Origin of the sequence: Capnocytophaga gingivalis (assembly GCF_002302415.1) — a bacterium.
GTDB classification, from domain to species: domain Bacteria; phylum Bacteroidota; class Bacteroidia; order Flavobacteriales; family Flavobacteriaceae; genus Capnocytophaga; species Capnocytophaga gingivalis.
The window spans coordinates 2,658,992-2,683,313 of the sequence record NZ_CP022386.1; the positions used below are offsets into that span (position 1 = coordinate 2,658,992).

A 24,322-nucleotide genomic window follows, 5' to 3' on the forward strand; every position below is an offset into this window, starting at 1 on the left:
GGCTTAAGAAATTCTGTTCTCATTGTGCTTTACAAAAGCCTCCCAAGAGGAGTAGCTCTTATTCTTCTCAGTCTTTCCCCCATTGAAAAAATGGCAGACAGCTACGGCCAAACCATCGGTGGCATCCAAGTGTTCAGGAAGTTCTCTAAAGTGAAGTAGTTGTTGTAACATTTTGGCTACCTGTTCTTTAGAAGCATTTCCATTGCCAGTGATAGCCATTTTTACCTTCTTAGGTTCATATTCAGTAATAGGTACTTGGCGCGCCAGGCCTGCTGCCATAGCTACCCCTTGGGCACGCCCCAGTTTGAGCATGGATTGTACATTTTTCCCGAAGAAGGGGGCTTCTATCGCGAGCTCGTCAGGCTTATAGGTGTCGATAAGTTCGGTAGTACGCTCGAAGATGAGCTTTAGCTTTAGGTAGTGATCATCATATTTGCTTAGGATGAGTTCGTTCATTTGGACAAACTTCATTTGATTCTTCATTACCTGAATAATGCCAAAGCCCATCACTGTAGTACCTGGGTCTACCCCTAAGATAATTTTTTCCATCACAAGGGTAGTTTTAACAATGAACCTGCAATACCTCTACCTCTCCCTTGAGCGTAATAGCAGTACAAGCGGCAGGTACAAGTACGGTACTTCCTTTTTCCAAAATCAGCTCAGTATCTCCATAGTGCAGGCTTCCTTTTCCTTCTACTCCCATATATATATGGAAAGAATCTCCAGAGAGTTCCAAGGGAGTCTCTTGAGTGATTTTTAGGTAATCTGTAGTAAAATAAGGAGAGGACACGGCAGGATTGATAGTGTTTTCCTTTTTGGAGTAGGACTTGCGGAAATCATCTTTTTGCTCAAAATCAATAGCCTCCAAAGCAAGTTCTGTATGGAGTTCTCGATAGTTGCCATTTTTGTCCTTGCGATCAAAGTCATATACACGATAAGTGATATCACTGGTTTGCTGTATCTCAGCCAGCAGTACCCCCGCTCCTATGGCATGGATTTTTCCTGCTGGAATAAAGAACATATCTCCATGACCTACCTTCTCATAGTGAAGCAGTTGGCTAAGAGTCTTATTCGCCAAGTGGGTTTGGTACTCTTCACGACTTACATTTTTATTAAAGCCAATGATAATGGAAGCCTCAGGGTCAGCCTCCATGATATACCACATCTCCGTCTTTCCAAAGGAGTTATGGCGGGCTTTTGCCAAAGCATCATCGGGGTGTACCTGTATGGAAAGATCTTGAGCTGCATCGATGAACTTGATGAGCAGCGGGAAGTCTGTTCCAAATCGCTTATATACCGCACGACCTAAGAGAGCCTCAGGTGCTTGCTCTATGAGTGTCTGTAAGGAAGTACCCTTTAGAGCACCATTGTCGATGACAGAAATATCGCCTTTCACCGTAGAGACCTCCCAACTCTCCCCTATAAGAGGCTGATGGATAGGCTTATGAAGTTCCTTCTCGAGTTTCTCTCCACCCCAAATACGTTCCTTAAAGATAGGGGTGAAAGTAAATGGATATAAGTTCATTTGTATCAATATTTGAAAGTACAAAAGTACAATTTTTTTTAGAATTACAAGCAGCCTTAGGAGTGTTCTATATATTGGCTATTTTTGTTATTTATTTGTTAATTATGAGAGGTTGTGTTGTAAATTAAAGGATAAATTTTATTTTTGTCCTTTTATTTTGAGCTTAGTAAAAAATAACAGGAAAATGTTTAAAATAAAATGGAATAAAGACAATTTCTTACCTATCTTTTTCCTCATTTGTAATGTTAGCTTTGGTCAGCTTTCCACAGAAATGAATTGAGAAAAGCTCTATAGAGGGGAAGTCGATAGTGTCGTTGTGGTAAGTAGTCTTGGATACACTCGGAAAACAGCTCCCGATATACCAGGGTTGCCTGAGGAACAAATTTTTGAAAAACGACAGAAAGTATCTCTTAAAGAAGGAAAGCAATTGCTCAGGGCACTACAGAAAAAATGTTCTTTTAATAAAGAATATCCTCTGTTAGATGATGTTAGTGATACTTTCTATTTCTATAAAAATGGGATGGAAGAAATGGTCTTAATATTTACCTTTTCCACCAAAGGGACAAGTATATATAGGAGAGATGAACTTATTTTTGCAGGGAAAGCAACCCCTTTTCTGCAAAGAAAAATAGGAAAAGCCCTTGGGTACAACCCTAAAAAGATAGAAAGATTAAATAAATAATTCAAGTTTCGCAAGTTCTATAACTTATTGATATTCAATACCTCCCCCTAACCCCCTCCAGAGGGGGAATTAGTAAGTTGTAAATTCTCAATGAGTTATAAAAACTTAGTTTCTTAAGATTGACAAACAAATTTTGTTTTTTTAACAACCTTGAGCTCCCCCTTTGGAGGGGGTAGGGGGAATGTTTTTATAAATAATTGATTATCAATTCAATAAAAAGATTGTTAGGTATAAAAAGCAACTTGCGAAACTTAAATAAATAACCTGAGTTTTACAAACTATTTTTTTAAACTCACTATAGAACAATTGTATAAAATGAAAAGAAAATTACTTATTTTGTTTATAGCTCTTTTAGCTATAGCTTGTAATGGACAACAATCCTCAAAAGAAAATGTAAAACCTCTTACCGAGCAGGAAGCACTTGAGGCTTTCAAAAAACAAAAACATCGTTTTGAGATCAAAGGATATAAAATATATTACAACGACCAACTGATGAAGTTGGACTCTGTTACTCACTTCATAAAACGAATGGGAGAACCTTCCTATAATAAAAGAGGGGATATTGTTTGGAATACCGCTCCTGTATGGGGTATGCGTTACTCTACTATGGAAAAGTTCTTTATCTATTTTCGACCTTATGCAGAAGGGAGAGAGGAACTATCAGATCTTTACCCTTTTTATTATGCAGTAAAGAGAATGCCTGAGATAGATGGATATATGCTGGTAGAGGGGCATCCTATTCATAAAGATACTACTCCTAAGGAGCTTTCAGAAATACTGAAACCTATCTATGGAGAGCACTTTGTAAACCTGATGGGGACTCCTACAATCGTTTTTGAGCTTAAGGAAGACGAAATCAAGGAAATTATTCCCCATTGGGGGGCTGATAAGTCCTATAAGAATATTTTTATAAGTTTTGATTATTTGATTGATGAACAAACTAAAAAAGTTATTGGATTAAAAAGTGTAGATTATTCTTATTTTTTGTTATAGGTTTTCATAAGACAATTGTATAAAATGAAAAAAGGAATATGGATACTTTTATTTTTGTATGTCTGTCTCCCTATAAGGGCACAGAATTCTAAAGAGTTGATAGAGATATTACTTGATTTCTGCCAGCAGGTAACCCAAGAAGAGCCTTCAGAGGAAAAGATATATGCTATTTTTCAAAGTATATCCCCTGAAAAAAGGTATCTTCTTCTTGAGGAAAAGAAAAGCAGCTTTGCAGGATTCACCCAAGAAAAAGTAGCTTATATAGATTTGGATGAGGAAAAATATGATAATAATGCCAAGCTAATATCTTATAAAAGAGCAGCAGCGCGCACATACACCTTAGACCTATCCCTCCATAGTCCCTATAGTATCAAAGCAGGAAAAGTGAGTTATGAAAGGGCTACATATCCTATTTCTTTTCCTCTGCTGACAGAGAAGTTGGGGCGTGTTTTCTATGATACTATTTTCCAAGCCAAGGATACCAAAGTGAGTAACTATATTTATCAGAATCCCCAGACACACAAGAAAGTAGTATTTTCTATACTATCCTATAATCCACCTGAGGCGCCCTATAATATCATATATCGCATTGAGATAGAGGATATTCGTTTCTTTGATGAAGCTTCCTTGAGCAAAGGTAAGTTTTATATGAAAGAAAAGAACTAAAATCACTTGAGGGTGGAATTGGCAACAAAAACTTCCACATTGTAGGTGGAATTGGCGGGCGAGTAAAAAATAAAAAAATAAATTTGCAGATTTGATAAATTGTTGTACCTTTGCACGCTGTTAGAAATCCCAAAAAATGAGAGGGCTAACACAATAGGAATGTTTAATTAAAATAATTTAAGTGTGGACACATTAAGTTACAAAACACGCTCAGTGAACAAGCAATCCGCTGAAAAACAATGGGTTGTAGTGGATGCTGAGGGGCAGAAATTAGGGCGTCTTGCCTCTAAAGTAGCAAAGCTTCTTAGAGGGAAGTATAAGCCAAGTTATACACCGCACGCAGACTGTGGTGATAACGTGATTATTATCAACGCTGAGAAAATAGAACTTAGCGGACTAAAGACAGAAACTAAGGAGTATCTTCGCTATACAGGATACCCTGGTGGACAACGTATTCAATCTTTCAAACAGGTGCTCTCTAAGTTCCCTGAACGAATCATTGAAAAAGCTGTAAAAGGAATGTTGCCAAAGAACAAATTGGGTGCGGCTCTATTCCGTAATCTTAAAGTATATGCAGGTAGTGAGCACAATCACGATGCGCAAAAGCCTGTTTCTATTAACCTAAATGACCTTAAATAATGGAAGTAATTCACAAAATTGGACGAAGAAAGACCGCTGTGGCTCGTATCTACATGAAAGAAGGAAGCGGAAAAATCACCATTAACAAAAGAGATTTGGCTAATTATTTTACCACTCCTACCCTTCAGTACAAGGTAAAACAACCATTTGCTCTATTAGGATTGGAAGATGCTTACGATCTTAATATCAATGTGTACGGAGGAGGAATCACTGGACAAGCAGAAGCTATCCGCCTTGCGATCTCCCGCGCTTTGTGCGAAGTGGATATCGAAAACAGAGCGGTGCTTAAGCCAGAAGGATTGCTCACTCGTGACCCTCGTATGGTAGAGCGTAAAAAATTCGGTCAGAAGAAAGCTCGTAAAAGATTCCAATTCTCAAAACGTTAATATTATATTCAACATTTATTTATTGCCGTATTTCCTTGTCGCATAAGGAAGTTAGTTTAGCATCCAAATACAATGGGCATAAGATATTCAACCACCATTTATTGCTAAATCATACGGAACGTAAACTATTAAAAAAAATGGCAAATTCAATAGAAGTAAAAGACCTATTAGAAGCTGGAGTGCACTTCGGGCACCTTACCAGAAAGTGGAACCCTAATATGGCACCATATATCTATATGGAAAGAAATGGTATCCACGTGATTAACCTCTACAAAACAGCTGCTAAGATAGAGGAAGCTAATGAAGCTCTTAAGAAAATTGCTGCCTCTGGCAAAAAGATTCTCTTTGTAGCTACTAAAAAACAAGCTAAGGATATCGTAGCTGAAAAAGCTACTTCCGTAGGAATGCCCTACATCACCGAAAGATGGCCAGGTGGTATGCTTACCAACTTTGTTACCATCCGTAAGGCAGTTAAGAAGATGTCCTCTATCGACAAAATGAAAAAAGATGGTACTTATGATACCCTCTCTAAAAAAGAAAAATTACATATCACTCGTCTTAGAGAAAAGCTCGAAAAGAACTTAGGCTCTATCGCGGATATGACACGCCTTCCAGCAGCTCTTTTCGTAGTAGATACTTTAAGAGAACACATCGCTGTCAAAGAAGCCCAAAAATTAAACATTCCTATTTTTGCTATGGTGGATACTAACTCCGACCCTCGTGAGGTGGATTATGTAATCCCTGCCAATGACGATGCTTCTCGCTCTATCGAAAAAATCCTCTCCTATGTAGTGGAAGCTATCAAAGAAGGACTTGAAGATAAAAAAGTAGAAAAAGCAGACGAAAAACCTGCTGAAAACTAAATTGTTAAATTCATAAAGTGATTATTTAAAACGCCTATTTTAAATAATCACTTTTTAAAAAAATATAGAAAAATGTCAAAAATTACTGCCGCAGACGTAAACAAACTCAGACAAGCTACTGGTGCTGGTATGATGGACTGCAAGAATGCCTTAGTAGAAGCAGAAGGAGATTTCAATAAAGCTATTGAAGTACTTCGCAAAAAAGGACAAAAAGTAGCTGAAAAACGCGCAGATAGAGAGTCTGCTGAAGGTGCTGCTATTGCAAAAGTTAATGCAAACCATACCAAAGGTGCTATTATCTCTCTTAACTGTGAAACAGACTTCGTAGCTAAGAATGAATCTTTCGTAGCCTTGGCTAACCAATTAGCTGAATTGGCTCTTAACTATAATGACAAAGAATCTTTCCTCGCTGCTCCTTTCCAAGGAATTACTGTAGCAGACAAGCTTACAGAACAAACAGGGGTGATCGGAGAAAAAATAGAAATAGGTCAGTTTGAGACATTGGAAGGAAACTATGTAGATTTCTATATCCATGCAGGTAACAAAATTGCTGCTTTAGTTTCTCTTTCTGCTGCGATTGACAAAGCTCACGAAGTGGCTCGCAATGTATGTATGCAGGTAGCTTCTATGGGAGCTATTGTACTTTCAAGCAAGGATTTCGATCCTGCTTATGTAGCTAGCGAAACAGAAGCACGTATCGCAGCTATTATTAAAGACAACGAAGAGCTTCGCCGTCTTGGAAAGACAGAAAAGCATGTGCCTAAATATATCTCTGCCCTTCAGCTTACTCCTGAAGTACTTAAAGAAGCAGAAGAAGCTGCTAAGGCTGAACTTAAGGCCGAAGGAAAACCAGAACAAATATGGGATAGAATCCTTCCAGGAAAAGTACAACGCTTTATCGATGACAATACTACTCTTGACCTTGAAAAAGCATTGCTTGACCAATACTATATCAAGGATGAAAGCAAAAAGGTAGCAGACTACGTAAAAGCATACAATGTAGAAATTACAGGATTTAAAAGAGTTTCCCTCGTATAATTTTCCTATAATACTAGTTAAAAGGTGTTTCCTTAAGTGATTAAGGAAACCCTTTTTTAGTTTTTAGATAATAAGTAAGTAGGCAAGTGTAAAATAGGTAATAGATAGTAGAGGCTGATCTCTAGCGCTTATTCTTTTACTCCCTAAAACTTTATAATTATGAATTCTAAGATTATCATATTCTCAGCTCCTTCAGGGAGTGGGAAATCTACGATTATTCGGCATCTTCTGCAAGAGGCAGACCTGAACTTAGCGTTTTCCATCTCTACAACTTCACGTGCTCCCCGAGGAACGGAAAAGGATGGGGTAGAATATTATTTTATTACCGTAGAGGATTTCAAGAGAAAAATAGCCGAGAATGCCTTTGTGGAATGGCAGGAAGTGTATGCTGGAAACTATTATGGTACTTATCAGAGTGAGATAGATAGGCTCTCCAGCCAGGGAAAGAATATTATCTTTGATCTGGATGTTTTCGGAGGGATCAACCTTAAAAAACATTTTGGAGCACAAGCACTTTCTATCTTTATACAGCCTCCTACCCTTCAGGAATTACGAAGAAGGTTAGAGCATCGCAATACCGAGACCGTGGAGAAGATAGAAATGCGTATTGCTAAAGCACAATATGAGATGGAACAAGCAATCCATTTCGATAAGGTTATTATCAATGATGATCTCTCGCAGAGTGTAGCAGAAGCCCTCCAAATGGTTCGCAATTTCCTCAATCAATAATATAAATTCACCTATCACTCTTCTCATTATGAAACGAAAAATAGGACTTTACTTTGGTTCCTTTAATCCTGTACATATAGGACACCTTATTTTGGCCAATCACTTAGTAGAACACAGTGATCTGGATGAGATATGGTTTGTTGTGACTCCGCAGAATCCTTTTAAAGAAAAGAAAACACTCTTGGATAATGCCAATCGGTTAGAAATGGTTTCTCTTTGCTTAAAAGAGTACGAAAAATTGCGTCCTTGTGATATAGAATTTTATCTGCCACAACCTAATTATACCATTGATACACTCATCTATATGGAAGAGAAGTATCCTCAGTATACTTTTGCATTGATTATGGGAGAGGATAATCTGAAATCCTTTACTAAGTGGAAGAATTATGAAACTATTCTAAAAAGTTATTTTATTTATGTATATCCACGTATTAGCGAAGGAGAAGTTTCTGAATTATTGAAGGGAAATGAACATATCATATATGTGAAGACACCTATTATAGAAATATCGGCAACGGCTATACGAGAAGATATTGCTTTAGATAAAAATGTAAAACCTCTCTTACCTACAGAAGTATGGAATTATATAGATAAATGGGGTTTTTATAAATAAAAATACCTTTTTACTTATGTGAAAAATAAAAATAAAGGAATGAATTGTAATTCATTCCTTTATTTTTATAGTAGTATATAGCTATTTTGTAGATTTTATAATATTTTTTACTGTATAATTATATCAAATCATCTACTTCTAAAGAATTTCCGATTTCTAACAAATGCAATCTCTTATGTGCATCACTGAATTTTCTTTTTGAAGCCTCTTTATCAATCTTTATAACATCAAAAGTATCGTAATGTACCCCTAATACATTATTTGTTTCTACAAATTTGGCAGCAGTAAGTGCATCGCGTACGCCCATAGTATAATTATTACCAATAGGAAGAATTGCTAAATCCACTTTATACTGATGAGGAATGATTTTCATATCCATGGTAAGGGCTGTATCTCCTGAGATATAGATTGTTTGATCCTTGTAGTTGATAAGAAATCCTGCGGGATTTCCTCCATAGCTTCCATCAGGGAAAGAAGAAGAGTGAACGGCTTTGACCATTTTTATCTTTACCTTCCCGTCCAAGAAACGGTGAGAGCCTCCTATATTCATATCGTGCCCATCAAGCCCTAACTTGCGGTAGTGGTGAAGAATTTCAGGGTTGGTGATAAGAGGGGCACCGGTTCGCTTAGCAATGGCCTCAGCATCCAAAATATGATCTGCATGTGCATGTGTCAGAAGGATGTAGGTAGCCTCAATACTATTGATATCAATGTGTCCAGCAAGCGGGTTGGCACTGATGAAAGGATCCACGAGGAAGTGAGCCTCCTCTATTTGAATATTGACACAAGCGTGTCCCAAGTAAGTTACTTTCATAATGTTCTATTTTTGAGTGTTTTTTATATAAAATATTCTATACATTCTCCCTCTCGATAGGAAGTATCATAGCATAGGATAACAAAGCGAAAATCAAACGGGTTGAGGTGCTTGATAAGCATTTCTATAAGCTGACCTTGGGTCTGGATCATATATTCGCTAAAGTTGTCCACCCGTTCCTGTAGGGATTCCTTCGGAAACAAACTGATACGTAGCGAGAGAATTCGCTCCAACTGCTCTTTGTACTTCTTCTTCTGAGCCTTTAGCAGGCGCTTTTCTAACTGTTCCAATCCCTTGAGTTGCTTCTTCTGCTGAGCCTTTACGGCACCTAAGAAAGACTTATCTGTATGTAGAGCTATTTCCAATAGGTCGGCAAATTGTTTTTCTAACGTCTGTTTTTGAGAGGAGAAGTCAATGGGATATTCTGAGAGCTTTTGGGTGATTTTATTCTCTAATATATTGTTTTTGAGAAAAATATCATGATAAGAAAGCCCTAATTTCTCTATATTTTTTCGCTGTTTGTCACTTACAAGGAGTACCGAATTGCGTAGCATAAGCATAGGAAAAGGCACTCCATAGGCGGCAAACATAGTTTTGAGCTCCAACCAATAGGCAATCTCTCCCCCTCCACCTATATAAGCTAAGTTAGGTAGTATAATCTCCTGATACAGTGGGCGTAGAATCACATTAGGAGAGAAGCGTTCAGGGAACTGAGTTAGTTCCTCTTCGAGTGCTTCAGGGGTGAATTCTATATGGGTATTGAGTACTTTATAGACCCCATTCTCCTTGACAATACGTTCTCGAATCCCCTTGCTTAGATAGAAAATATTAATCTCACGAGGGTGTACCTGCTCAGGGTAACTCTTGTCTGTTTGTTTGATATAAGAAAGTGTTTTTTCCACCTCTTTTTGGGAGAGCTGCTCGAAGAGTTCTCGCTTGAGATAAGGAGCTAAGCATCCCTTGAGCTTAGGATTATCGCCATCAATGATGACCAATCCGTAGGGAGCAAATAGTTCATTGACCAAGTAGCGAGTAGCTTCCGCGAGAGTAGCATGTTCTATATAAGCCTTTTCAAAAAGTCGCTTGAGAGATTCTCCTTGATGACTTTTACCTAATAAAATATTGAGAACGCTGGCCACTTTATCCAATCCTTCTGTAGAGAAAGTACCTACTGCACCACCTTCTTTAGAATGCCAAGAGAGCTTTTGCCCTTGAAAAGTAAAATGGTTAATTTCCTCAAAATCATGATCCTCAGTAGCCATCCAGTAGATGGGAACAAAGGTGTAGTTAGGATATAGTTGTTTGAGTTGCTGACAGCTAACAATGGTCGAGACGATTTTGTAAATAAAATACAAAGGTCCTGTGAAGAGACTTAGTTGGTGTCCGGTAGTTATGGTAAAGGTATGCTCCTGTTGTAGTGCCTCTATATGGCTATGGGTCTTCTCAGATATGGATAGATTTTGATATTGCTCCTTGAGTACTTGAAAAAGAAGAGTTCTGTGCTCCTTTGGGAAATGTGCTTGTTTTTCCTTTATCTGTTCTAAGAAATTTGTTGTCAAAGGGAAGCGGTGATACAAACATTTGAGAGGTTCCTTTTGAGCGAGGTAGTCCGTGATGAACTTAGAGAAATATCCTGTATCCTCAAAGGGTATATATTGTGTCATAATATTCTTATTAGTCAAGGGTTTAGTCATAGAAAAAGTCAAAACAGAAAGGCAAAAGATTCTTCACAGAAGGAATCTCCAGAACCTTTCCTTTGGAGCTTACACAGAGTACAGTGATAGGGCTTCCCTGTGTGCATTCGTATTCTAATAATGCCTGACGGCAGTTGCCACAAGGAGTGGTAATCTCCCCCTTGGGGTGCTCCATATGATCACCACTGATGGCTATTTTGATGATTTTCGCCTCAGGGTAATTGGCCTTGGCATAGAACAAAGCTGTACGTTCGGCACATAAGCCAGAAGGGTAGGCTGCATTTTCTTGGTTATTCCCCAAAACAATTTGTCCATTGTCAAGTAATATAGCGGCGCCTACCCCAAAGTGGGAGTAGGGAACATAGGCATTGGTTCTACACTGAAAAGCACTCTCTATAAGGGCTTTATCCTTTTCGTTAGCCTCGCTTAATAAATATGTTTTATAGCTAAATTGATAATCTTTCTCACTCATAAAATATTGAAATAGAATAATTTACAATTATTTTTTCTCCTTACATGTTCTAAGGGGAGAATAAGAGCAAAGGTAGTGAAAAAATAAATAAAATCCAACAAAAAAGAATTTTCTTTTTTATAGTTCAATAAAAAGTGAGAAAATTTTGTAAAGTATAATTTTTTTTGTACATTTGTTGCCGATTAAAAAATAAATTTATGGAAATATTTTCAATGATGGATACCTACTTACAAGGATTTTGGTTTATAGCCATTCCTGTATCTATTATTTTTATCATTCAGACAATTATGACTTTCGTTGGGGCTAATGCCTCAGATGGTTTGACGGCCGATTTTGACGGAGATTTCTCTGGAGCAGATGCACCTTTTCAGCTCTTTTCACTAAGAAATCTCATTAACTTTCTATTAGGTTTCAGCTGGACAGGTATTTCTTTCTATGAGGTCATAGATAACAAAATAACGCTTACTATCTTTGCCGTATTGGTGGGATGCCTCTTTGTCTATATTTTCTTTCTCACGGTACAGGCTCTTATGAGGCTTGCTGAAGACAATTCTTTTAAGATAGAAGAAACCCTTGGCAAGGTGGCACAGGTATATGTACCTATCCCAGAATATCTGTCAGGAACAGGGAAGATTACTCTAAGTATTCGCGGCTCTATTCGTGAGCTTGATGCCATGACCGAAGGGGAACGCATTCCCTCCAGTGCTATGGTACAAATAGTCAAGATAAAGGACGCTATTGTTTTTGTACAGAAGATCGCAGGGTAGTCAAGAAAGAAGAATGAATAGAGGATAGGGTTAAGTAGTTAATAATTAACAATTAAATAAAATGGATTTTTCATCACCAATTAGTTTGATTGCGATATTTGCAGTCGTATTATTTGTAACGATTGTGTCGCTTACTGCGCGTTACAAGCGTTGTCCTTCGGACAAGATATTAGTTATTTATGGGCGTACGGGAGGCTCTTCTGCACGCTGTATACATGGAGGAGGGGCTTTTGTATGGCCTGTAATTCAGGATTTTGCCTATTTGGACTTGCGCCCACTCTCTATCGAGGCCAATCTATACAATGCACTGAGCCGTCAGAATATCCGTGTGGATGTGCCCTGTCGCTTTACCATAGCTATCTCCACCGAGCCAGAGAATATGAATGCTGCTGCAGAGCGCTTGTTAGGGCTTTCTCCTGAACAAATTCAAGAATTGGCCAAGGATATTCTCTTCGGGCAACTTCGTTTGGTGATTGCTACTATGACTATTGAGGAGATCAACTCCGACCGAGATAAGTTCCTTGACAACATTTCTAAAAATGTGGATAGTGAGCTCAAAAAAATAGGTCTGAAACTCATCAATGTCAATGTAACCGATATTAAAGATGAGTCAGGTTATATAGAAGCCCTTGGTAAGGAAGCCGCAGCTAAGGCTATCAATGAAGCTAAGATTAGTGTAGCTGAACAAGAAAAGATAGGGGAGACTGGTAAAGCTCTTGCTGATAGAGAGCGTGATACACAAATAGCAGAAACACAAAGAGATAGGGATGTAAAAATCGCTATTACTCAAAAAAATAAGGAAATTAGTATCGCTCAGGCCAAAAAGGATGAAACGGTGGGTATCGCTGAAGCTAAGAAAGATGAATCCATAGGGAAGGCAGAAGCGGATCGTGATAGCCGTATCAAAATCTCTGAAGCTAATGCTTCCGCCATCAAAGGGGAGAACGAGGCTAAGATAGAGATTGCCAATTCTGATGCCCTTCGTAGGGAAAAAGAAGCAGAATCCTTGCGTATCGCTATCTCAGCAGAGAAAGTACAGCAGGCTAAGGCCTTGGAAGAAGCCTATTCTGCTGAAGAGAAAGCCGAATCGGCTCGTGCAGAAAGAGAGCGTGCTACCCAACAAGCCAATATCATTGTCCCTGCTGAAATCGCTAAGCAACGCGTCATTATAGAAGCTCAAGCGGAAGCAGACCGCTTACGTGAGAATGCCAAAGGGGAAGCCGATGCCATCTATGCGAAAATGGAAGCCGAAGCGAAAGGTCTCTTTGAAATCCTCACCAAGCAGGCACAAGGATATAAGGATGTGGTAAGTGCTGCAGGAGGTGATCCTACCAAAGCCTTCCAATTGTTGCTCATAGAAAAGCTTCCTGAACTGGTAAAAACCCAAGTGGAAGCAGTTAAGAATATCAAGATTGATAAGATTACTGTTTGGGATTCAGGTCAGGGGGAAAATGGTAATACTTCTACTGCCAACTTTGTCTCTGGTATGATGAAGACTGTACCACCGCTCAACGATCTCTTCAATATGGCAGGACTTAATTTGCCAAACTATTTAGCCAAGGCAAACGAAACTCCTCAAGAGATACCCTCCGAAGAGCTACCCACAGACGATAAGTAAAAGAGGTAATACAAAAGATAAAAGGTATAGCTAAAATCAAACTTAGCTATACCTTTTTCATTTTACGCACTTTGTTTTTACTTAGTAATGATAATAATCTTGGAATCTCCTCTTTCTTTTGGATGTGTGTCTAATGCATTAAAACTAAATTGTAATGTATGTTCATCTATTTGTTGGAGGTAAGGATGAGTTCCTTGAATAGATTTTATCTTTCGATCGAACTTGCAAAAGAGATTGATTTTCATCTGAAAAGGGCTCTCTATTTTTTGTCCAGTCTCAGAAGAGGTAGCTGCTTCGGATGTTTCATCAGAAGTGGCTTTAATCTCTTCTTTTGAGGTCTCACTACTTTCTTCTTCAGGAGAGTTTAATTTTTCTTTTCTACCGATCTTAGTAAGTTCTTGAGGATCGAATATAAGAGTTTTTCCATCCCACTTGAAAACAGAAGCAAATAAATCTCCATACTTAGTATTTTCACTCTTGGAAATTTTTTCCATTCCACTCCATTGCTTTTGACTTATGTGATCGGCTTTGAGGGCAAATCCATAAGGTACCTCACCTTTGTAAAGTCCTTTGAGGAACATTCTTTTGGCCAATTCTATAGTATCTTTATTGGTTATAGGTTCCCCTTTTTCTTTACTTATTTGGTAAAGACTTTTCCAGTTCTTCGAAAGTTCTTTATTAGTAAAAGACTTCATTATACTATCTCCTGTAAACTTGAGGATACCTTCCATATCTACTTCTGCTAAGAGAGAGGTTGTTTGGTTCTTATGGAAAGTAAAAGTAGCATTAGTTGTACAGGAACTAAGTCCCCATAAGGCTATTAAAAGGATTAAAAATTGTCTCATACAATTTATTTTTAAAACTCAAAACTTCCTACTTCTATGACTTCTCTTTGGTTGGAGAGGCGTACAGTAGTTTCCTGTTTTTTCTCTTGAGGAGTACCATAGTGCGTAAAGAAAGTAATACGAAGGCTTACTGGGAAAAGCTGCTTTTGGGATCGATTTCCATAGTAATTTACCGCTATTTTATAGGTGCCCTTAGGAGCTTTTTTGAGCATAAACTCTTCAGGTCCATAGCCTCCTGTTACGTCCTGGCTTATGATCCCTCCTAAGTAAGTTTGTCTATGTCCATAGTAGCATTTTTCATCTTCGGGGTCGGTAACCCACAAGTCCATATCGGAGTTGTCCGTATCCCAAGTGAGTACCACGCGAATATCTACTGGTTCCTTCTTGAGCAAGCGCTTGTCGATAAAGGAAGTGCGGATACCCTTTTGTGTATTTACAAGATCGTTGATTTCGTTCATTACGATTAGTTGTATATCCCTAAAGCGATCATCCCAAGGGCGTTCTACTACCTTGTATAGGGTCTCTACCGCCTGTTGATATTCTCCCCCTTGGGCGAGTGCTTGTCCTAAATCACGATAAGACTGAGGTTCTTCCTCACGGATAGAGAGCACCTTGCGGAATACTTCTATAGCTTCCTTATGAGCCTTGTAGGAAGAGAGTTTGTAGCCCAATACACGGAGTAGTTGGGCATCCTCCAAGCCCAGTTCGGCCAAGTTGGATACCACTAAAACAGCCTGCTCGGTATCCCCTTTTTTGAAGAAGTAATCCGCCACATCCACATAGAAAGAAGGTGTTTGCCCATATTCCTTCTTGAGCTTATAGTAAGTCTCTATCGCTTTGGCAGGATCAGCATACTCCATCACCTTTAGGTAGGGGGTATCAGGATTATAATTATTGAGAGTTATTTTGGAGGTGTTGGCAGAAAGTTCATCTCTATAGTCTTCATACATACTTTCCTGCTCATGGCTATCGGAGCGTACCATTGCTTTATCCGCGTTTCTGCTCTGGCGTCTTTCTTTTCTGGAGGAGCGACTATAGGCACTTGCCGACACTTCAGATAGTTGTTCACTATTTGCAGAAGCTACAGCTCTAATACCTACAGCGTCTCTTTGCACAGATATACCAGCCACCCTCCCCTGAAGTTCTGCTGTAACAGTAGTTTCTTTTTTAGGTTTGGTGCCTGTAATAGGGAAAGAAGTATTCCACCATTTGCTTTGTTCTTCAGATAGTTTTACAATATGGTCAAGATGTTCTTTCTTTGCCTTTTCCTTATCCTGTTTTTCTTTATTTAAACGTTGGTAATATTCTCTTTGGAGCTCCTCGGGAGGAGTGATCTGATAACGTACATAATCTGCTACTGTTTCCAATACGATCAGAGAATTTCCTTCGGTTACGATACCATATTGGCGCCCTACCGCATCAATTTCCTTGGTCTGTGCTCCCTCTCTTTGGAGTTGGGTAATCTTCTTTTCTGCCCATATACGGCGTAAAAGAGCAAATTCTCCAGCAGAGGCAGAGTTATTTTTAGAAAAAGTAACCTCTTTTTCTACGACAACCTTTCCTGAATACCCTAAAGACACCACCAAAGTAGCCTCATCCGAGTTTAGTTCTCCAGAGAAAGTAAAGTTTTCCCCTACCAACGCTCCTTTTTGAGGATATAAGTCAGTTACATTCCCACTTTTTACCTTATATCCTAAGAGTTGGAAGGACTGATAGCGTAATGCCTTGACTGCATCGAGTAGTTCTTGAGAGGAGAGGTTGATAAAACTACCTCCTGTAGCCCCTGCTAAGTACTGTAGTTTGTCCATATTGGCCACCAGCTCAGAGGTGATGACACACACAGGAGCATGAAGTCTTTTAACGAGGTTGTTGATTTGGAATGCCTCCTTGCCAAAATTAAAAATACCATTGGAGAAGAGAAAGTATTCGTCTGCTCCAGCAGGAAATGTCATGGCATTGCCATCGGTAGCCCCATCATAGGTAAGTTTATCCAAATGATCCTTGAGAGCTTGCCAGTTACCTTCTTTGATTTCAAAAGAAATAGGTTTAGAAGCGTAGATGTGGAAGGTAGTGAGAACTACTTTTATGTTTTTTACTTCTTTGAAATAGCTGTCCAAGAGCATATATTCTTTGGCAAAGTCCCTTTTTTCGCTTGAAGAAGAAACATCCCAAAGGATTCCTAAGGTTTTCGGAGCTTCTTTAGCCCTTAGTTCTTGTTTTTCCAAAGCAATATTTCCATAGAGGTAACTTTTATCCCCTTGGGAAGCGGTAAGTAGTTGTGGTTTGTCTATCTTAGGAAAGAGCAGTGCTATATTTTTGTTCAAAGTAAAGTTAGTTTTCTCCACCTCACTGAGATAGCTGTTGCGGCTTTGGGTAAAGTCCAGTTGTAGGGAGTTTTGGATATCGGCCTTGACAAAGCGAGAGACCACCTCGGTACGAATCTTTAACTTCTTGAGTTTCGCCGCATTGGCAATAGGAAGGAAGTAGAAATCCTGTCCGTTCTTTTGGGAGAGTTCTTGCTCAAAAGCAATCAAGATACGGCGAGAGCCCTTGCGTGGCATAGGATATACACGAGCACGGAAGTTGTTTCCTTCCGTTTTCTCTAAAAGACCAGGGTCTACCCCACGGCGGACGATATCCTCGAACGCCTTGCGTCCCAAGGATTTGTCTACGACTACACCCTCACGGAGCTTGCCGTCAATATCCAAGGCAAAGCGAGAGACTTGCTGCCCTTCAGCGAGGGGAAACTCAAACTCGCCTTCCATCACACGATTGTTAGGATTGTAGAAAGTCATTTCCATCGTAGTTACGGCCGTTTGCCCTACTACGAGAATATCCACCGAGAGGTCTTGTAGCTGCATAGGATGAACATTGTCCTCGCTGACTACTTTTACTTCTGGGATTATTGTTTTTTGCGCCATCGCTACAGATAATCCCCCGAATAAAATGAGAAAAGATAGGAGTTTTTTCATAAATTTTCTTTTAAAAAATTAGGATAGAAATATTTACACAAAAAACATGCCAAAATTTTGATTATAGTCTTAAAAAAATCATTATCTTTGCGCCCAAAAAAATAATAACATGTTAAAGCATTTGTGTTTTCTTTTCTTTTCATTACTTCTTATAGGATGTAAGGAAAAAAACAGCAAAGCTGTAGTAGACGAATTTGCTGATAGGGAGATTAACGAATCCTATCAGTCTGTATCCCTGCAAGATACCGCAGTGGCTACCCTCAAGAAGGTAACCATCAAGGATCCCTTGTACAAGCCCGCCATAGAGCGAGAGGTAGTTGATTTTTACAAAAAGTATAATTACCAAACCCGTTGGCTCTATCAGAATAAGCCTTCACCTCTTTTTACCTCTTATATACAGGTACTTACAGCACTTTCGGATTATGGATTTTTTCCAGAGAACTACCGCCAAAAGGAGCTCTCTCAAAAAGTAGATTCCCTATATAAGGGGACACTATCCTTGACAGACTTGGAGGAGACCGATAGGGAGATTACTGCTTCTTTTCTGCTATTTACCCGTCACCTTACCCGAGGAAGAGTTCCTAAGGTAGGGGATGAGAAGCGTGTATGGAAGCGTACCCGTCCGCTATTGGACAATGTGGAGCTGCTCCTCAAGCTCAAGGACAATGACAACCTCTCTCAGATCATAGAAGCCCTACAGCCCCAACAACCTTTCTATAAGGCGATGGCTCAGCGCTATAGAGAGTTAGAAAAGGATACCGCCGAAGTACTAACCCCTTTTGCTATCACAGATCTCAAGAGCTATACTATAGGCTATGCCGATAGTACCATCTTAGCCCTACGTGCTTGTCTGAAACATAAGGGATATGAATCGCCTATACAAGAGAATCCTCAGCAGGTGGATTCACTATTGGTGGAAGCGGTAAAAGATTTTCAGAGAAGTATTGGAATTCCTGCAGATGGGGTGCCAGGTGCCCAAACAATGGGTTATTTGTTAATGACAGCCAAGGAAAAAAGAGACTTACTGCTCTTGAATATGGAGCGTTTGCGCTGGCATAATAAGGACTTAGGAGAGGATTATATCCTGGTGAACATACCCGAATATCGCTTGCGCCTCTTCCATAAGGATTCTTTGGTCTTCCAAACCCGTGTAGTGGTAGGCAATCCAGAGACTCCCACTCCTATTTTTTCTGATAGCTTAAGGTATGTGGAGTTCCGTCCTACTTGGTCTGTGCCTCAAAGCATTGTACGTAAGGAGATGATACCTAATATCATAAGTAGTAGAGACTCCCTCAAATATGCCAAGCGTGGTTATAAGCTCTATGAGAATGATAAGGAAATAGACCCTGCGACGGTCAATTGGCGTGACGAACGCATCAGCAAGCGGGCATTTTACTTTGTAGAAGCTCCCTCTGAGAACAATTCGTTGGGCTTGGTCAAGTTTGTCCTCTACAATGATATGAGTATATACCTACATGACACTCCCTCCAAGCGCCTTTTTGGCAATACTCAACGTACCTATAGCCATGGATGTATCCGTGTGGAATACCCAGAAAGATTGGCTACGAAACTGCTCAGAGGCTCTGAAGAATGGGATGCTGAGAAGGTGAAAGAAGCCATGACCACAGGGCGTGACCAGCGTAGGATACGCCCTAAGCAACACTTTGTTATTGATGTCTCCTACCTTACCGCTTGGATAGACGAAGAAGGTAAACTTATTATTCGAAACGACCCTTATCAGTTTGACAAAGAGCAACTTAAGATACTCAACCGCTATAAGAGTATGTAGTACTTAGGCCAATGTAGCCGAAAATATCTCTAAGAAATGCTGGGTGATACGCTCTCGCACTTCCTGTAGTGACACCTGATGTCCCAGCTCGCCCTCAAGCGAAGCTACAGCCTTATCGGCAATACCACAAGGGACAATATAGTTGAAGTAGCTTAGGTCGGTATTGACATTCAGGGCAAAGCCATGCATGGTCACCCAGCGAGAAGCTCTTACCCCCATGGCGCATATCTTGCGAGCACGCGGGGTACCTACTTCTATCCAGACACCTGTTTCTCCCTTGCTACGTTCCCCCTTGATACCATAGTCAGCAAGAGTGAGGATAATCACCTCCTCTAAGGAGCGTAAGTATTGGTGAATGTCTGGCGAAAAATTGTCCAAGTCCAAGATAGGATACCCTACCACTTGCCCTAAGCCATGGTAAGTGATATCCCCTCCGCGGTTCACCTTATAGAAAGAAATATGTTTTTCCTTAAGGAACTCCTCACTCATGAGCAAGTGCTCCATGACTCCACTTTTGCCAAGAGTCAGTACATGAGGGTGTTCTACAAAAATCAAATAGTTAGGAGTCTCCATAGGCGAGGGGAGGTTTTTGTTGGCCACTTTCAGGTCGATAGTGGACTGGAAGAGCTTCTCTTGTTCTTCCCAAGCTTCCTTATAGTCCTTTAATCCCCAATCAATTAGGGTAATTTTTTTGTTCATAAGATCTGTCAAGATAAGAGAATGCAAAGTTACGAAAAAAAAGAATTTTTTCCTATAGAAAAGAGTGGAACTTTGAGAGGAAAATTGTATCTTTGTTGCTTTAAAAAACAATCATGAGCAGATTATCTGAGTTTAAAGAGTTTTACCTGAGAGTAGTGCTTCCTAATACTCCTTAATCATTGAACATTAATCATTGAACATTAATCATTAAACATTATTCATTATGTCAAAATTCTACAATGAAATTGCGGAAAAATACGATTATATCTTTCCGCTATCACCAACTCACCAAACCTTCTTTGCTAGTGAACTATGTGGCAAAACCGTTCTTGATGTAGGTGCTGCCACCGGCAATCTTACTGCTTACTTATTATCACAAGGTTACGAGGTTACCGGTATTGACCTTAGCGAGCGACTCATTACCGAAGCTGCCAAGAAAGGCATTGTAGTACAACCACTTAATATGCTTGATATTGACCAACTGGCTATCTTCGACAATATCGTTTGTATTGGTAATACGCTACCGCACCTCGATAGTAAAACTTCTGTGCAGCTCTTTTTGCAAAAAGCCTATGGACAACTCTCCCAAGGGGGTAAACTTGTCCTGCAATTGGTCAATTTTGAAAAATATTTTGCCCAGCAACAAGACGATTACCTCGGTAATCTTCCCTTAATAGTTAACGATAAGGTGAAGTTTGAGCGATTTTACTATCTCAATGAGGAAGGGAAAATTCGTTTCAAGACTATTTTGGACGATACCATAGAAAATGAGGAACTGTTACAGCCTATTTTCGCTGACGAACTTACCCAATGGCTTACTCAAATAGGATTTCAAGCCATCAATCTATATGGTAATTTCAAAAAAGATTCTTTTGATCCCAATGCTTCTATGGCATTGATTATCGTAGCAGAAAAATAAAGTATATTACTAAATTTTTACACAATGAAACACATTTTTATCATCTTTGTGAGTCTTTTTATGGCTTCAACTACTTATGGGCAGGAATATTATAAGATAAAACTCTTAGAATTGAAAGGAAAAGTGAAATGTATTCGTATTATTCCTGAAGTTATAAAGGAAAATCCTACTAATCAAAAGACTAATAATAGAATAATGCTGAGTACTTATGACCGAAATGCTCTTATTTTTTTTAACAGAGAAGGATATTATACCAAAAACATCATCTTTAATGATAATAACGATACTATTTTTGTAAATAATGTGTCCTATAAAGATAATAAATGGGTGCAAAGTGAAGAGCAAATTAACAAAGAAACTTTTAAAACTATTTTTATTGAGGTTGAGTTTGACAAAGATCACAAAATAGAAACTCGATACTTCCACGATAATATTTTGAAAAGTTTAAAGAGCAAGCAAGTCCGTCATTTGAATAAATACAATGAGTACGTAACTGATACTATTTACAATCATTTGGGTAGTATGGCTCAAAGAACGCTTTATACTTATAATGAAAGGGGAATTTGCCTTTCAGAAAGCGTTTTTGATGAGAATAACAACCCTATTTTCATAGTTAAGAAGAAATTAGATAATAAAAATAGAATGATTGAAGAAGAAGTTACTGTCTTTTCTCCTAATGAATACACTTTTGCTTCTGTAAGAACGTATGATAAGGGGATTTTTCCTATGAAAATGGAAAATATAGACAGCCATGGACGACGAGAAACAGCTACTATGAAATATCAAATTGATAAAAAAGGAAATTGGATACGTAAGGAATTCTATAATGACTACGGACTCTATCTTGTTATCAAAAGAGAAATCACTTACTATTAAAAGTAATTGAATACTTGGCACTGATAATCACAGCCAAAAAATAAATTACAGCTTATGAAAATTATCAAAGTAATATCGTTTATTATAGTTGTTTTGTTGTCTTCTTGTAAGCCTACTTTGCCAGATTTGACAAAAAGAGATCGTATAAAACTACTCAAAAAATATGCGTTCTACTTATGTATGGAGCATAATTACAATCGAATAGATAGTACCTTTCGATTTCCGAAGGACCATATAGATGGGGTTGTATTTTTTCATTATGGGTTAGAGGGGTTAGAAAAGACAAAGGATTTCGTGATCCAAAACACACAGTTTGAGTTTCCTAGCGGATCATTAAAGAATGAAATGGGAGATCCTAAGGCAAATCTTATTTGTTTGGATTGTTTTGATTTTTATAAGAGTAAAGAACTCCACCGCTTTGTAAGAAAAATGGAGAGAGAACTAAGAGAATAATTTTCTTTTAGAATCACAACTATTTCCATATCTTACAAATATTGTGTACTTTTGCATTTTTTAAACTTTAGAATAAACGATATGGCACGATTAGGAATGCTTTACGCTATTACTGATGAAGCGTTAGAACAATTAAAAGCACAAGATATAGACCAGATGTACGACTATATGCTTGAAGAAATAGAAGAAGAACTGTTTAATACTTCTGAAGCCTTTGAACTTGACAAAGCGTGGGAAGGAGTCCAGTTTTGTCTTGGGGAAGGCACGTGGAATGAAGAAAACAAAGTACCTTACAATGTTGTTTTCGGTGGGGAACTGATTTTAGACCACAATGACTATGTTATTTCGCTCAAAAAGCCCGAAGTTATCAAAGATATTGTGGCTTATCTGGAAACCAATAACCTACAAGAAACTATTAAAAATAACTTTGATACAATCCCAGAAGAAGAATATACTCTTCCCAAAGATGAAGACAACCTCAACTATCTGTTAGGCTGGAGCGAAGGACTTTTAGAGTTCTATAAAAATGCTTTAGAGAAGCAACTCAACGTGATATTTACCGTAGATCTTTAATTAATCATTAAACATTAATCATTAACAATGTTATCAGTATCCAATTTATCCGTACAATTCGGAAAACGCGTCCTCTTCGATGAGGTAAACGTAACCTTTACACAAGGCAACTGCTACGGCATTATCGGTGCCAATGGAGCAGGCAAATCTACTTTCCTAAAAATTCTTTCAGGCAAACAAGAACCTACTTCGGGGCGCGTGATCCTCGAACCGGGCAAGCGTATGTCGGTACTCGAACAAGACCACTACGCTTATGACGAATACACCGTTTTAGACACTGTGATTATGGGCAACAAAGTCCTCTCCAAAGTCAAAAAAGAGATGGACGAACTCTATGCAGACTATTCCGATGAACACGCCGAACGCATCGGTGAGCTACAAATACAGTTCGATGAGATGAACGGCTGGAATGCCGAGAGTGATGCGGCAGCCCTGCTCTCCAATTTGGGTATCTCTGAGGATATGCACTATACCCTAATGTCCGAAATGGACGGTAAGCTCAAAGTACGTGTGCTTCTAGCGCAAGCGCTCTTTGGCAACCCCGATGTACTCATAATGGACGAGCCTACCAACGACCTTGACTTTGAGACTATCGGTTGGTTGGAGAACTTTTTGGCAAACTATGACAATACAGTGATTGTCGTTTCCCACGACCGCCACTTCCTCGATGCTGTTTGTACTCATATCTCCGATATAGATTTTGGGAAAATCAATCATTATTCGGGTAACTATACTTTTTGGTACGAAAGTAGCCAGTTGGCAGCCCGTCAGCGTGCGCAACAGAACAAAAAAGCGGAAGAGAAAGCCAAAGAGTTGCAAGAATTTATCGCGCGCTTTAGTGCCAACGTGGCAAAATCAAAGCAGGCAACCTCTCGTAAGAAGATGTTGGAGAAACTCAATATCGAGGAAATCAAACCGTCCTCTCGTCGTTACCCTGCCATCATTTTCGAGCGTGACCGCGAGGCTGGCGATCAAATCCTACACGTGGAAAACCTCGCCGCGTCTATCGACGGACAGGTATTGTTCCAAAATGTAGACATCAACCTTGCCAAAGACGACAAAGTAGCCGTAATTTCTAAGGATTCGCGTGCCACTACTGCCTTTTATGAGATTCTCAACGGCAACCTCAAGCCCGATGCGGGCACCTTTGCTTGGGGCATCACTACCTCGCAGTCTTACCTGCCCGTGGATAACTCCAATTTCTTCACTCAAGACCTTTCCTTGGTGGATTGGTTGCGCCAATGGGCAAAAACAGAGGAAGAACGAGAGGAAGTATATGTGCGCGGGTTCTTGGGCAAGATGCTTTTCAGTGGCGAGGAAGCCCTCAAAAACTGCAAAGTGCTCTCAGGAGGCGAGAAAGTGCGCTGTATGCTCAGCCGTATGATGATGTTGCGTGCCAATGTGCTAATGCTCAACGAACCTACCAACCATTTGGATTTGGAAAGCATCACCGCCTTCAACAACTCCCTGAAAAACTTCAAAGGCACTGTGCTTTTCACCACCCACGACCACGAATTTTCACAAACCGTCGCCAATCGTATCATCGAGCTTACCCCTAGTGGCATTATCGACCGCTATATGACCTTTGATGAGTATATGGACGACAAAAATATTCAGGAATTGAGAGAAAAGATGTACAAACAATGATTAACGGTTAATGATGAATGGTTAATCACAGCACTTTGGCAAAGTTCGTT

25 protein-coding genes are annotated in these 24,322 nt (G+C 39.3%); 17 read left to right on the forward strand and 8 right to left on the reverse strand.

Features of this window, described 5'->3' with window-relative positions:
• Positions 1–3 precede the first annotated feature (3 nt).
• Both ruvC and CGC50_RS12745 read right to left on the reverse strand, forming a co-directional pair.
• A complete protein-coding gene (ruvC, locus tag CGC50_RS12740; protein WP_002667760.1) occupies positions 4–549 on the reverse strand; it encodes a crossover junction endodeoxyribonuclease RuvC in 546 nt (181 codons plus the stop codon).
• A gap of 13 nt (positions 550–562) precedes the next feature.
• Complete coding sequence (locus tag CGC50_RS12745; protein ID WP_095911107.1) at positions 563–1,525, reverse strand: type I phosphomannose isomerase catalytic subunit; 963 nt, start codon at positions 1,523–1,525, stop codon at positions 563–565.
• A gap of 316 nt (positions 1,526–1,841) precedes the next feature.
• Between CGC50_RS12745 and CGC50_RS12750 the strand changes: the two genes are divergently transcribed.
• The 9 genes from CGC50_RS12750 (at position 1,842) to nadD (ending at position 8,134) form a co-directional block, all read left to right on the forward strand.
• Positions 1,842–2,207 (forward strand): hypothetical protein, encoded by a 366-nt coding sequence (locus tag CGC50_RS12750; RefSeq protein ID WP_232781145.1) that lies wholly within the window; start codon positions 1,842–1,844, stop codon positions 2,205–2,207.
• A 315-nt stretch (positions 2,208–2,522) separates the two neighbouring features.
• Positions 2,523–3,200, forward strand: coding sequence for a hypothetical protein (locus tag CGC50_RS12755; RefSeq protein WP_095911108.1), 678 nt, complete (start codon positions 2,523–2,525; stop codon positions 3,198–3,200).
• A gap of 24 nt (positions 3,201–3,224) precedes the next feature.
• Complete coding sequence (locus CGC50_RS12760) at positions 3,225–3,866, forward strand: hypothetical protein (RefSeq protein WP_095911109.1); 642 nt, start codon at positions 3,225–3,227, stop codon at positions 3,864–3,866.
• Between the two features lie 183 nt (positions 3,867–4,049).
• Positions 4,050–4,505, forward strand: a complete 456-nt coding sequence (gene rplM / locus CGC50_RS12765) for a 50S ribosomal protein L13 (protein ID WP_002667811.1) — start codon at positions 4,050–4,052, stop codon at positions 4,503–4,505.
• The gene (gene rpsI, locus CGC50_RS12770) at positions 4,505–4,891 is read left to right on the forward strand and encodes a 30S ribosomal protein S9 (RefSeq protein ID WP_095911110.1); all 387 of its coding nucleotides are present in this window, start codon (positions 4,505–4,507) and stop codon (positions 4,889–4,891) included. The genes rplM and rpsI overlap by 1 nt, the downstream gene beginning before the upstream one ends.
• 137 nt (positions 4,892–5,028) lie before the next feature.
• Positions 5,029–5,754 (forward strand): 30S ribosomal protein S2, encoded by a 726-nt coding sequence (gene rpsB / locus CGC50_RS12775; RefSeq protein WP_002667894.1) that lies wholly within the window; start codon positions 5,029–5,031, stop codon positions 5,752–5,754.
• 72 nt (positions 5,755–5,826) lie between these two features.
• Positions 5,827–6,792, forward strand: a complete 966-nt coding sequence (gene tsf, locus CGC50_RS12780; RefSeq protein ID WP_095911111.1) for a translation elongation factor Ts — start codon at positions 5,827–5,829, stop codon at positions 6,790–6,792.
• 159 nt (positions 6,793–6,951) lie between these two features.
• Positions 6,952–7,521: a guanylate kinase gene (gene gmk, locus CGC50_RS12785; protein WP_095911112.1), complete on the forward strand. Its 570-nt coding sequence runs from the start codon at positions 6,952–6,954 to the stop codon at positions 7,519–7,521.
• A 28-nt stretch (positions 7,522–7,549) separates the two neighbouring features.
• On the forward strand, positions 7,550–8,134 hold the full coding sequence (gene nadD, locus CGC50_RS12790) for a nicotinate (nicotinamide) nucleotide adenylyltransferase (protein WP_095911113.1): 585 nt from the start codon (positions 7,550–7,552) through the stop codon (positions 8,132–8,134).
• A gap of 118 nt (positions 8,135–8,252) precedes the next feature.
• On the opposite strand, the gene CGC50_RS12795 is transcribed toward nadD, so the two are convergent.
• Genes CGC50_RS12795 through CGC50_RS12805 form a run of 3 tightly spaced genes read right to left on the reverse strand, consistent with a single transcriptional unit; the run spans position 8,253 to position 11,114 of the window.
• Positions 8,253–8,948, reverse strand: a complete 696-nt coding sequence (locus CGC50_RS12795) for a metal-dependent hydrolase (protein WP_095911114.1) — start codon at positions 8,946–8,948, stop codon at positions 8,253–8,255.
• A 23-nt stretch (positions 8,949–8,971) separates the two neighbouring features.
• Positions 8,972–10,612 (reverse strand): bacillithiol biosynthesis cysteine-adding enzyme BshC, encoded by a 1,641-nt coding sequence (bshC, locus tag CGC50_RS12800; RefSeq protein ID WP_095911379.1) that lies wholly within the window; start codon positions 10,610–10,612, stop codon positions 8,972–8,974.
• 22 nt (positions 10,613–10,634) lie between these two features.
• Positions 10,635–11,114 (reverse strand): cytidine deaminase, encoded by a 480-nt coding sequence (locus tag CGC50_RS12805; RefSeq protein WP_002667750.1) that lies wholly within the window; start codon positions 11,112–11,114, stop codon positions 10,635–10,637.
• A 197-nt stretch (positions 11,115–11,311) separates the two neighbouring features.
• Here CGC50_RS12805 and CGC50_RS12810 point away from each other — a divergent pair, with 197 nt between their 5' ends.
• Positions 11,312–11,881 carry an NfeD family protein gene (locus CGC50_RS12810; RefSeq protein ID WP_095911115.1) on the forward strand — a complete coding sequence of 190 codons (570 nt, stop codon included), beginning with the start codon at positions 11,312–11,314 and terminating at the stop codon, positions 11,879–11,881.
• Between the two features lie 61 nt (positions 11,882–11,942).
• Complete coding sequence (locus CGC50_RS12815; protein WP_095911116.1) at positions 11,943–13,499, forward strand: flotillin family protein; 1,557 nt, start codon at positions 11,943–11,945, stop codon at positions 13,497–13,499.
• A gap of 77 nt (positions 13,500–13,576) precedes the next feature.
• Here CGC50_RS12815 and CGC50_RS12820 read toward each other — a convergent pair whose 3' ends face one another.
• Together CGC50_RS12820 and CGC50_RS12825 are read right to left on the reverse strand one after the other, a co-directional pair.
• Positions 13,577–14,344 carry a hypothetical protein gene (locus CGC50_RS12820; RefSeq protein WP_095911117.1) on the reverse strand — a complete coding sequence of 256 codons (768 nt, stop codon included), beginning with the start codon at positions 14,342–14,344 and terminating at the stop codon, positions 13,577–13,579.
• 11 nt (positions 14,345–14,355) lie between these two features.
• Positions 14,356–17,316 carry a VIT domain-containing protein gene (locus CGC50_RS12825; protein ID WP_095911118.1) on the reverse strand — a complete coding sequence of 987 codons (2,961 nt, stop codon included), beginning with the start codon at positions 17,314–17,316 and terminating at the stop codon, positions 14,356–14,358.
• A 109-nt stretch (positions 17,317–17,425) separates the two neighbouring features.
• Between CGC50_RS12825 and CGC50_RS12830 the strand changes: the two genes are divergently transcribed.
• Positions 17,426–19,105, forward strand: coding sequence for a L,D-transpeptidase family protein (locus CGC50_RS12830; protein ID WP_095911119.1), 1,680 nt, complete (start codon positions 17,426–17,428; stop codon positions 19,103–19,105).
• Between the two features lie 3 nt (positions 19,106–19,108).
• Here the strand turns inward: CGC50_RS12830 and lipB are convergent, their stop codons facing one another.
• Entirely contained in the window at positions 19,109–19,804 is a 696-nt protein-coding gene (lipB, locus tag CGC50_RS12835) for a lipoyl(octanoyl) transferase LipB (RefSeq protein WP_095911120.1), read from the reverse strand.
• Positions 19,805–20,027: 223 nt separating this feature from the next.
• On the opposite strand from lipB, the gene CGC50_RS12840 reads away from it, so the two are divergent.
• The 5 genes from CGC50_RS12840 (at position 20,028) to CGC50_RS12860 (ending at position 24,272) form a co-directional block, all read left to right on the forward strand.
• Positions 20,028–20,723: a class I SAM-dependent methyltransferase gene (locus CGC50_RS12840; RefSeq protein ID WP_095911121.1), complete on the forward strand. Its 696-nt coding sequence runs from the start codon at positions 20,028–20,030 to the stop codon at positions 20,721–20,723.
• A gap of 24 nt (positions 20,724–20,747) precedes the next feature.
• Positions 20,748–21,599 carry a hypothetical protein gene (locus CGC50_RS12845; RefSeq protein WP_095911122.1) on the forward strand — a complete coding sequence of 284 codons (852 nt, stop codon included), beginning with the start codon at positions 20,748–20,750 and terminating at the stop codon, positions 21,597–21,599.
• Between the two features lie 54 nt (positions 21,600–21,653).
• The gene (locus CGC50_RS12850; protein WP_095911123.1) at positions 21,654–22,052 is read left to right on the forward strand and encodes a hypothetical protein; all 399 of its coding nucleotides are present in this window, start codon (positions 21,654–21,656) and stop codon (positions 22,050–22,052) included.
• An 81-nt stretch (positions 22,053–22,133) separates the two neighbouring features.
• Positions 22,134–22,625 (forward strand): YfbM family protein, encoded by a 492-nt coding sequence (locus tag CGC50_RS12855; RefSeq protein ID WP_095911124.1) that lies wholly within the window; start codon positions 22,134–22,136, stop codon positions 22,623–22,625.
• A gap of 27 nt (positions 22,626–22,652) precedes the next feature.
• Complete coding sequence (locus CGC50_RS12860; RefSeq protein ID WP_095911125.1) at positions 22,653–24,272, forward strand: ABC-F family ATP-binding cassette domain-containing protein; 1,620 nt, start codon at positions 22,653–22,655, stop codon at positions 24,270–24,272.
• Positions 24,273–24,322 lie beyond the last annotated feature (50 nt).

What these genes read in the sequence shown, in the direction of transcription:
- CGC50_RS12845 (WP_095911122.1), top strand. Translation starts at nt 20,748, where the DNA reads ATGAAACACATTTTTATCATCTTTGTGAGTCTTTTTATGGCTTCAACT.
- CGC50_RS12795 (WP_095911114.1), bottom strand. Translation starts at nt 8,948, where the DNA reads ATGAAAGTAACTTACTTGGGACACGCTTGTGTCAATATTCAAATAGAG.
- CGC50_RS12745 (WP_095911107.1), bottom strand. Translation starts at nt 1,525, where the DNA reads ATGAACTTATATCCATTTACTTTCACCCCTATCTTTAAGGAACGTATT.
- lipB (WP_095911120.1), bottom strand. Translation starts at nt 19,804, where the DNA reads ATGAACAAAAAAATTACCCTAATTGATTGGGGATTAAAGGACTATAAG.
- rpsB (WP_002667894.1), top strand. Translation starts at nt 5,029, where the DNA reads ATGGCAAATTCAATAGAAGTAAAAGACCTATTAGAAGCTGGAGTGCAC.
- CGC50_RS12830 (WP_095911119.1), top strand. Translation starts at nt 17,426, where the DNA reads ATGTTAAAGCATTTGTGTTTTCTTTTCTTTTCATTACTTCTTATAGGA.
- rpsI (WP_095911110.1), top strand. Translation starts at nt 4,505, where the DNA reads ATGGAAGTAATTCACAAAATTGGACGAAGAAAGACCGCTGTGGCTCGT.
- CGC50_RS12825 (WP_095911118.1), bottom strand. Translation starts at nt 17,316, where the DNA reads ATGAAAAAACTCCTATCTTTTCTCATTTTATTCGGGGGATTATCTGTA.
- nadD (WP_095911113.1), top strand. Translation starts at nt 7,550, where the DNA reads ATGAAACGAAAAATAGGACTTTACTTTGGTTCCTTTAATCCTGTACAT.
- CGC50_RS12805 (WP_002667750.1), bottom strand. Translation starts at nt 11,114, where the DNA reads ATGAGTGAGAAAGATTATCAATTTAGCTATAAAACATATTTATTAAGC.
- CGC50_RS12820 (WP_095911117.1), bottom strand. Translation starts at nt 14,344, where the DNA reads ATGAGACAATTTTTAATCCTTTTAATAGCCTTATGGGGACTTAGTTCC.
- CGC50_RS12850 (WP_095911123.1), top strand. Translation starts at nt 21,654, where the DNA reads ATGAAAATTATCAAAGTAATATCGTTTATTATAGTTGTTTTGTTGTCT.
- CGC50_RS12840 (WP_095911121.1), top strand. Translation starts at nt 20,028, where the DNA reads ATGTCAAAATTCTACAATGAAATTGCGGAAAAATACGATTATATCTTT.
- bshC (WP_095911379.1), bottom strand. Translation starts at nt 10,612, where the DNA reads ATGACACAATATATACCCTTTGAGGATACAGGATATTTCTCTAAGTTC.
- CGC50_RS12760 (WP_095911109.1), top strand. Translation starts at nt 3,225, where the DNA reads ATGAAAAAAGGAATATGGATACTTTTATTTTTGTATGTCTGTCTCCCT.
- CGC50_RS12860 (WP_095911125.1), top strand. Translation starts at nt 22,653, where the DNA reads ATGTTATCAGTATCCAATTTATCCGTACAATTCGGAAAACGCGTCCTC.
- CGC50_RS12855 (WP_095911124.1), top strand. Translation starts at nt 22,134, where the DNA reads ATGGCACGATTAGGAATGCTTTACGCTATTACTGATGAAGCGTTAGAA.
- tsf (WP_095911111.1), top strand. Translation starts at nt 5,827, where the DNA reads ATGTCAAAAATTACTGCCGCAGACGTAAACAAACTCAGACAAGCTACT.
- gmk (WP_095911112.1), top strand. Translation starts at nt 6,952, where the DNA reads ATGAATTCTAAGATTATCATATTCTCAGCTCCTTCAGGGAGTGGGAAA.
- CGC50_RS12755 (WP_095911108.1), top strand. Translation starts at nt 2,523, where the DNA reads ATGAAAAGAAAATTACTTATTTTGTTTATAGCTCTTTTAGCTATAGCT.
- ruvC (WP_002667760.1), bottom strand. Translation starts at nt 549, where the DNA reads ATGGAAAAAATTATCTTAGGGGTAGACCCAGGTACTACAGTGATGGGC.
- CGC50_RS12810 (WP_095911115.1), top strand. Translation starts at nt 11,312, where the DNA reads ATGGAAATATTTTCAATGATGGATACCTACTTACAAGGATTTTGGTTT.
- CGC50_RS12815 (WP_095911116.1), top strand. Translation starts at nt 11,943, where the DNA reads ATGGATTTTTCATCACCAATTAGTTTGATTGCGATATTTGCAGTCGTA.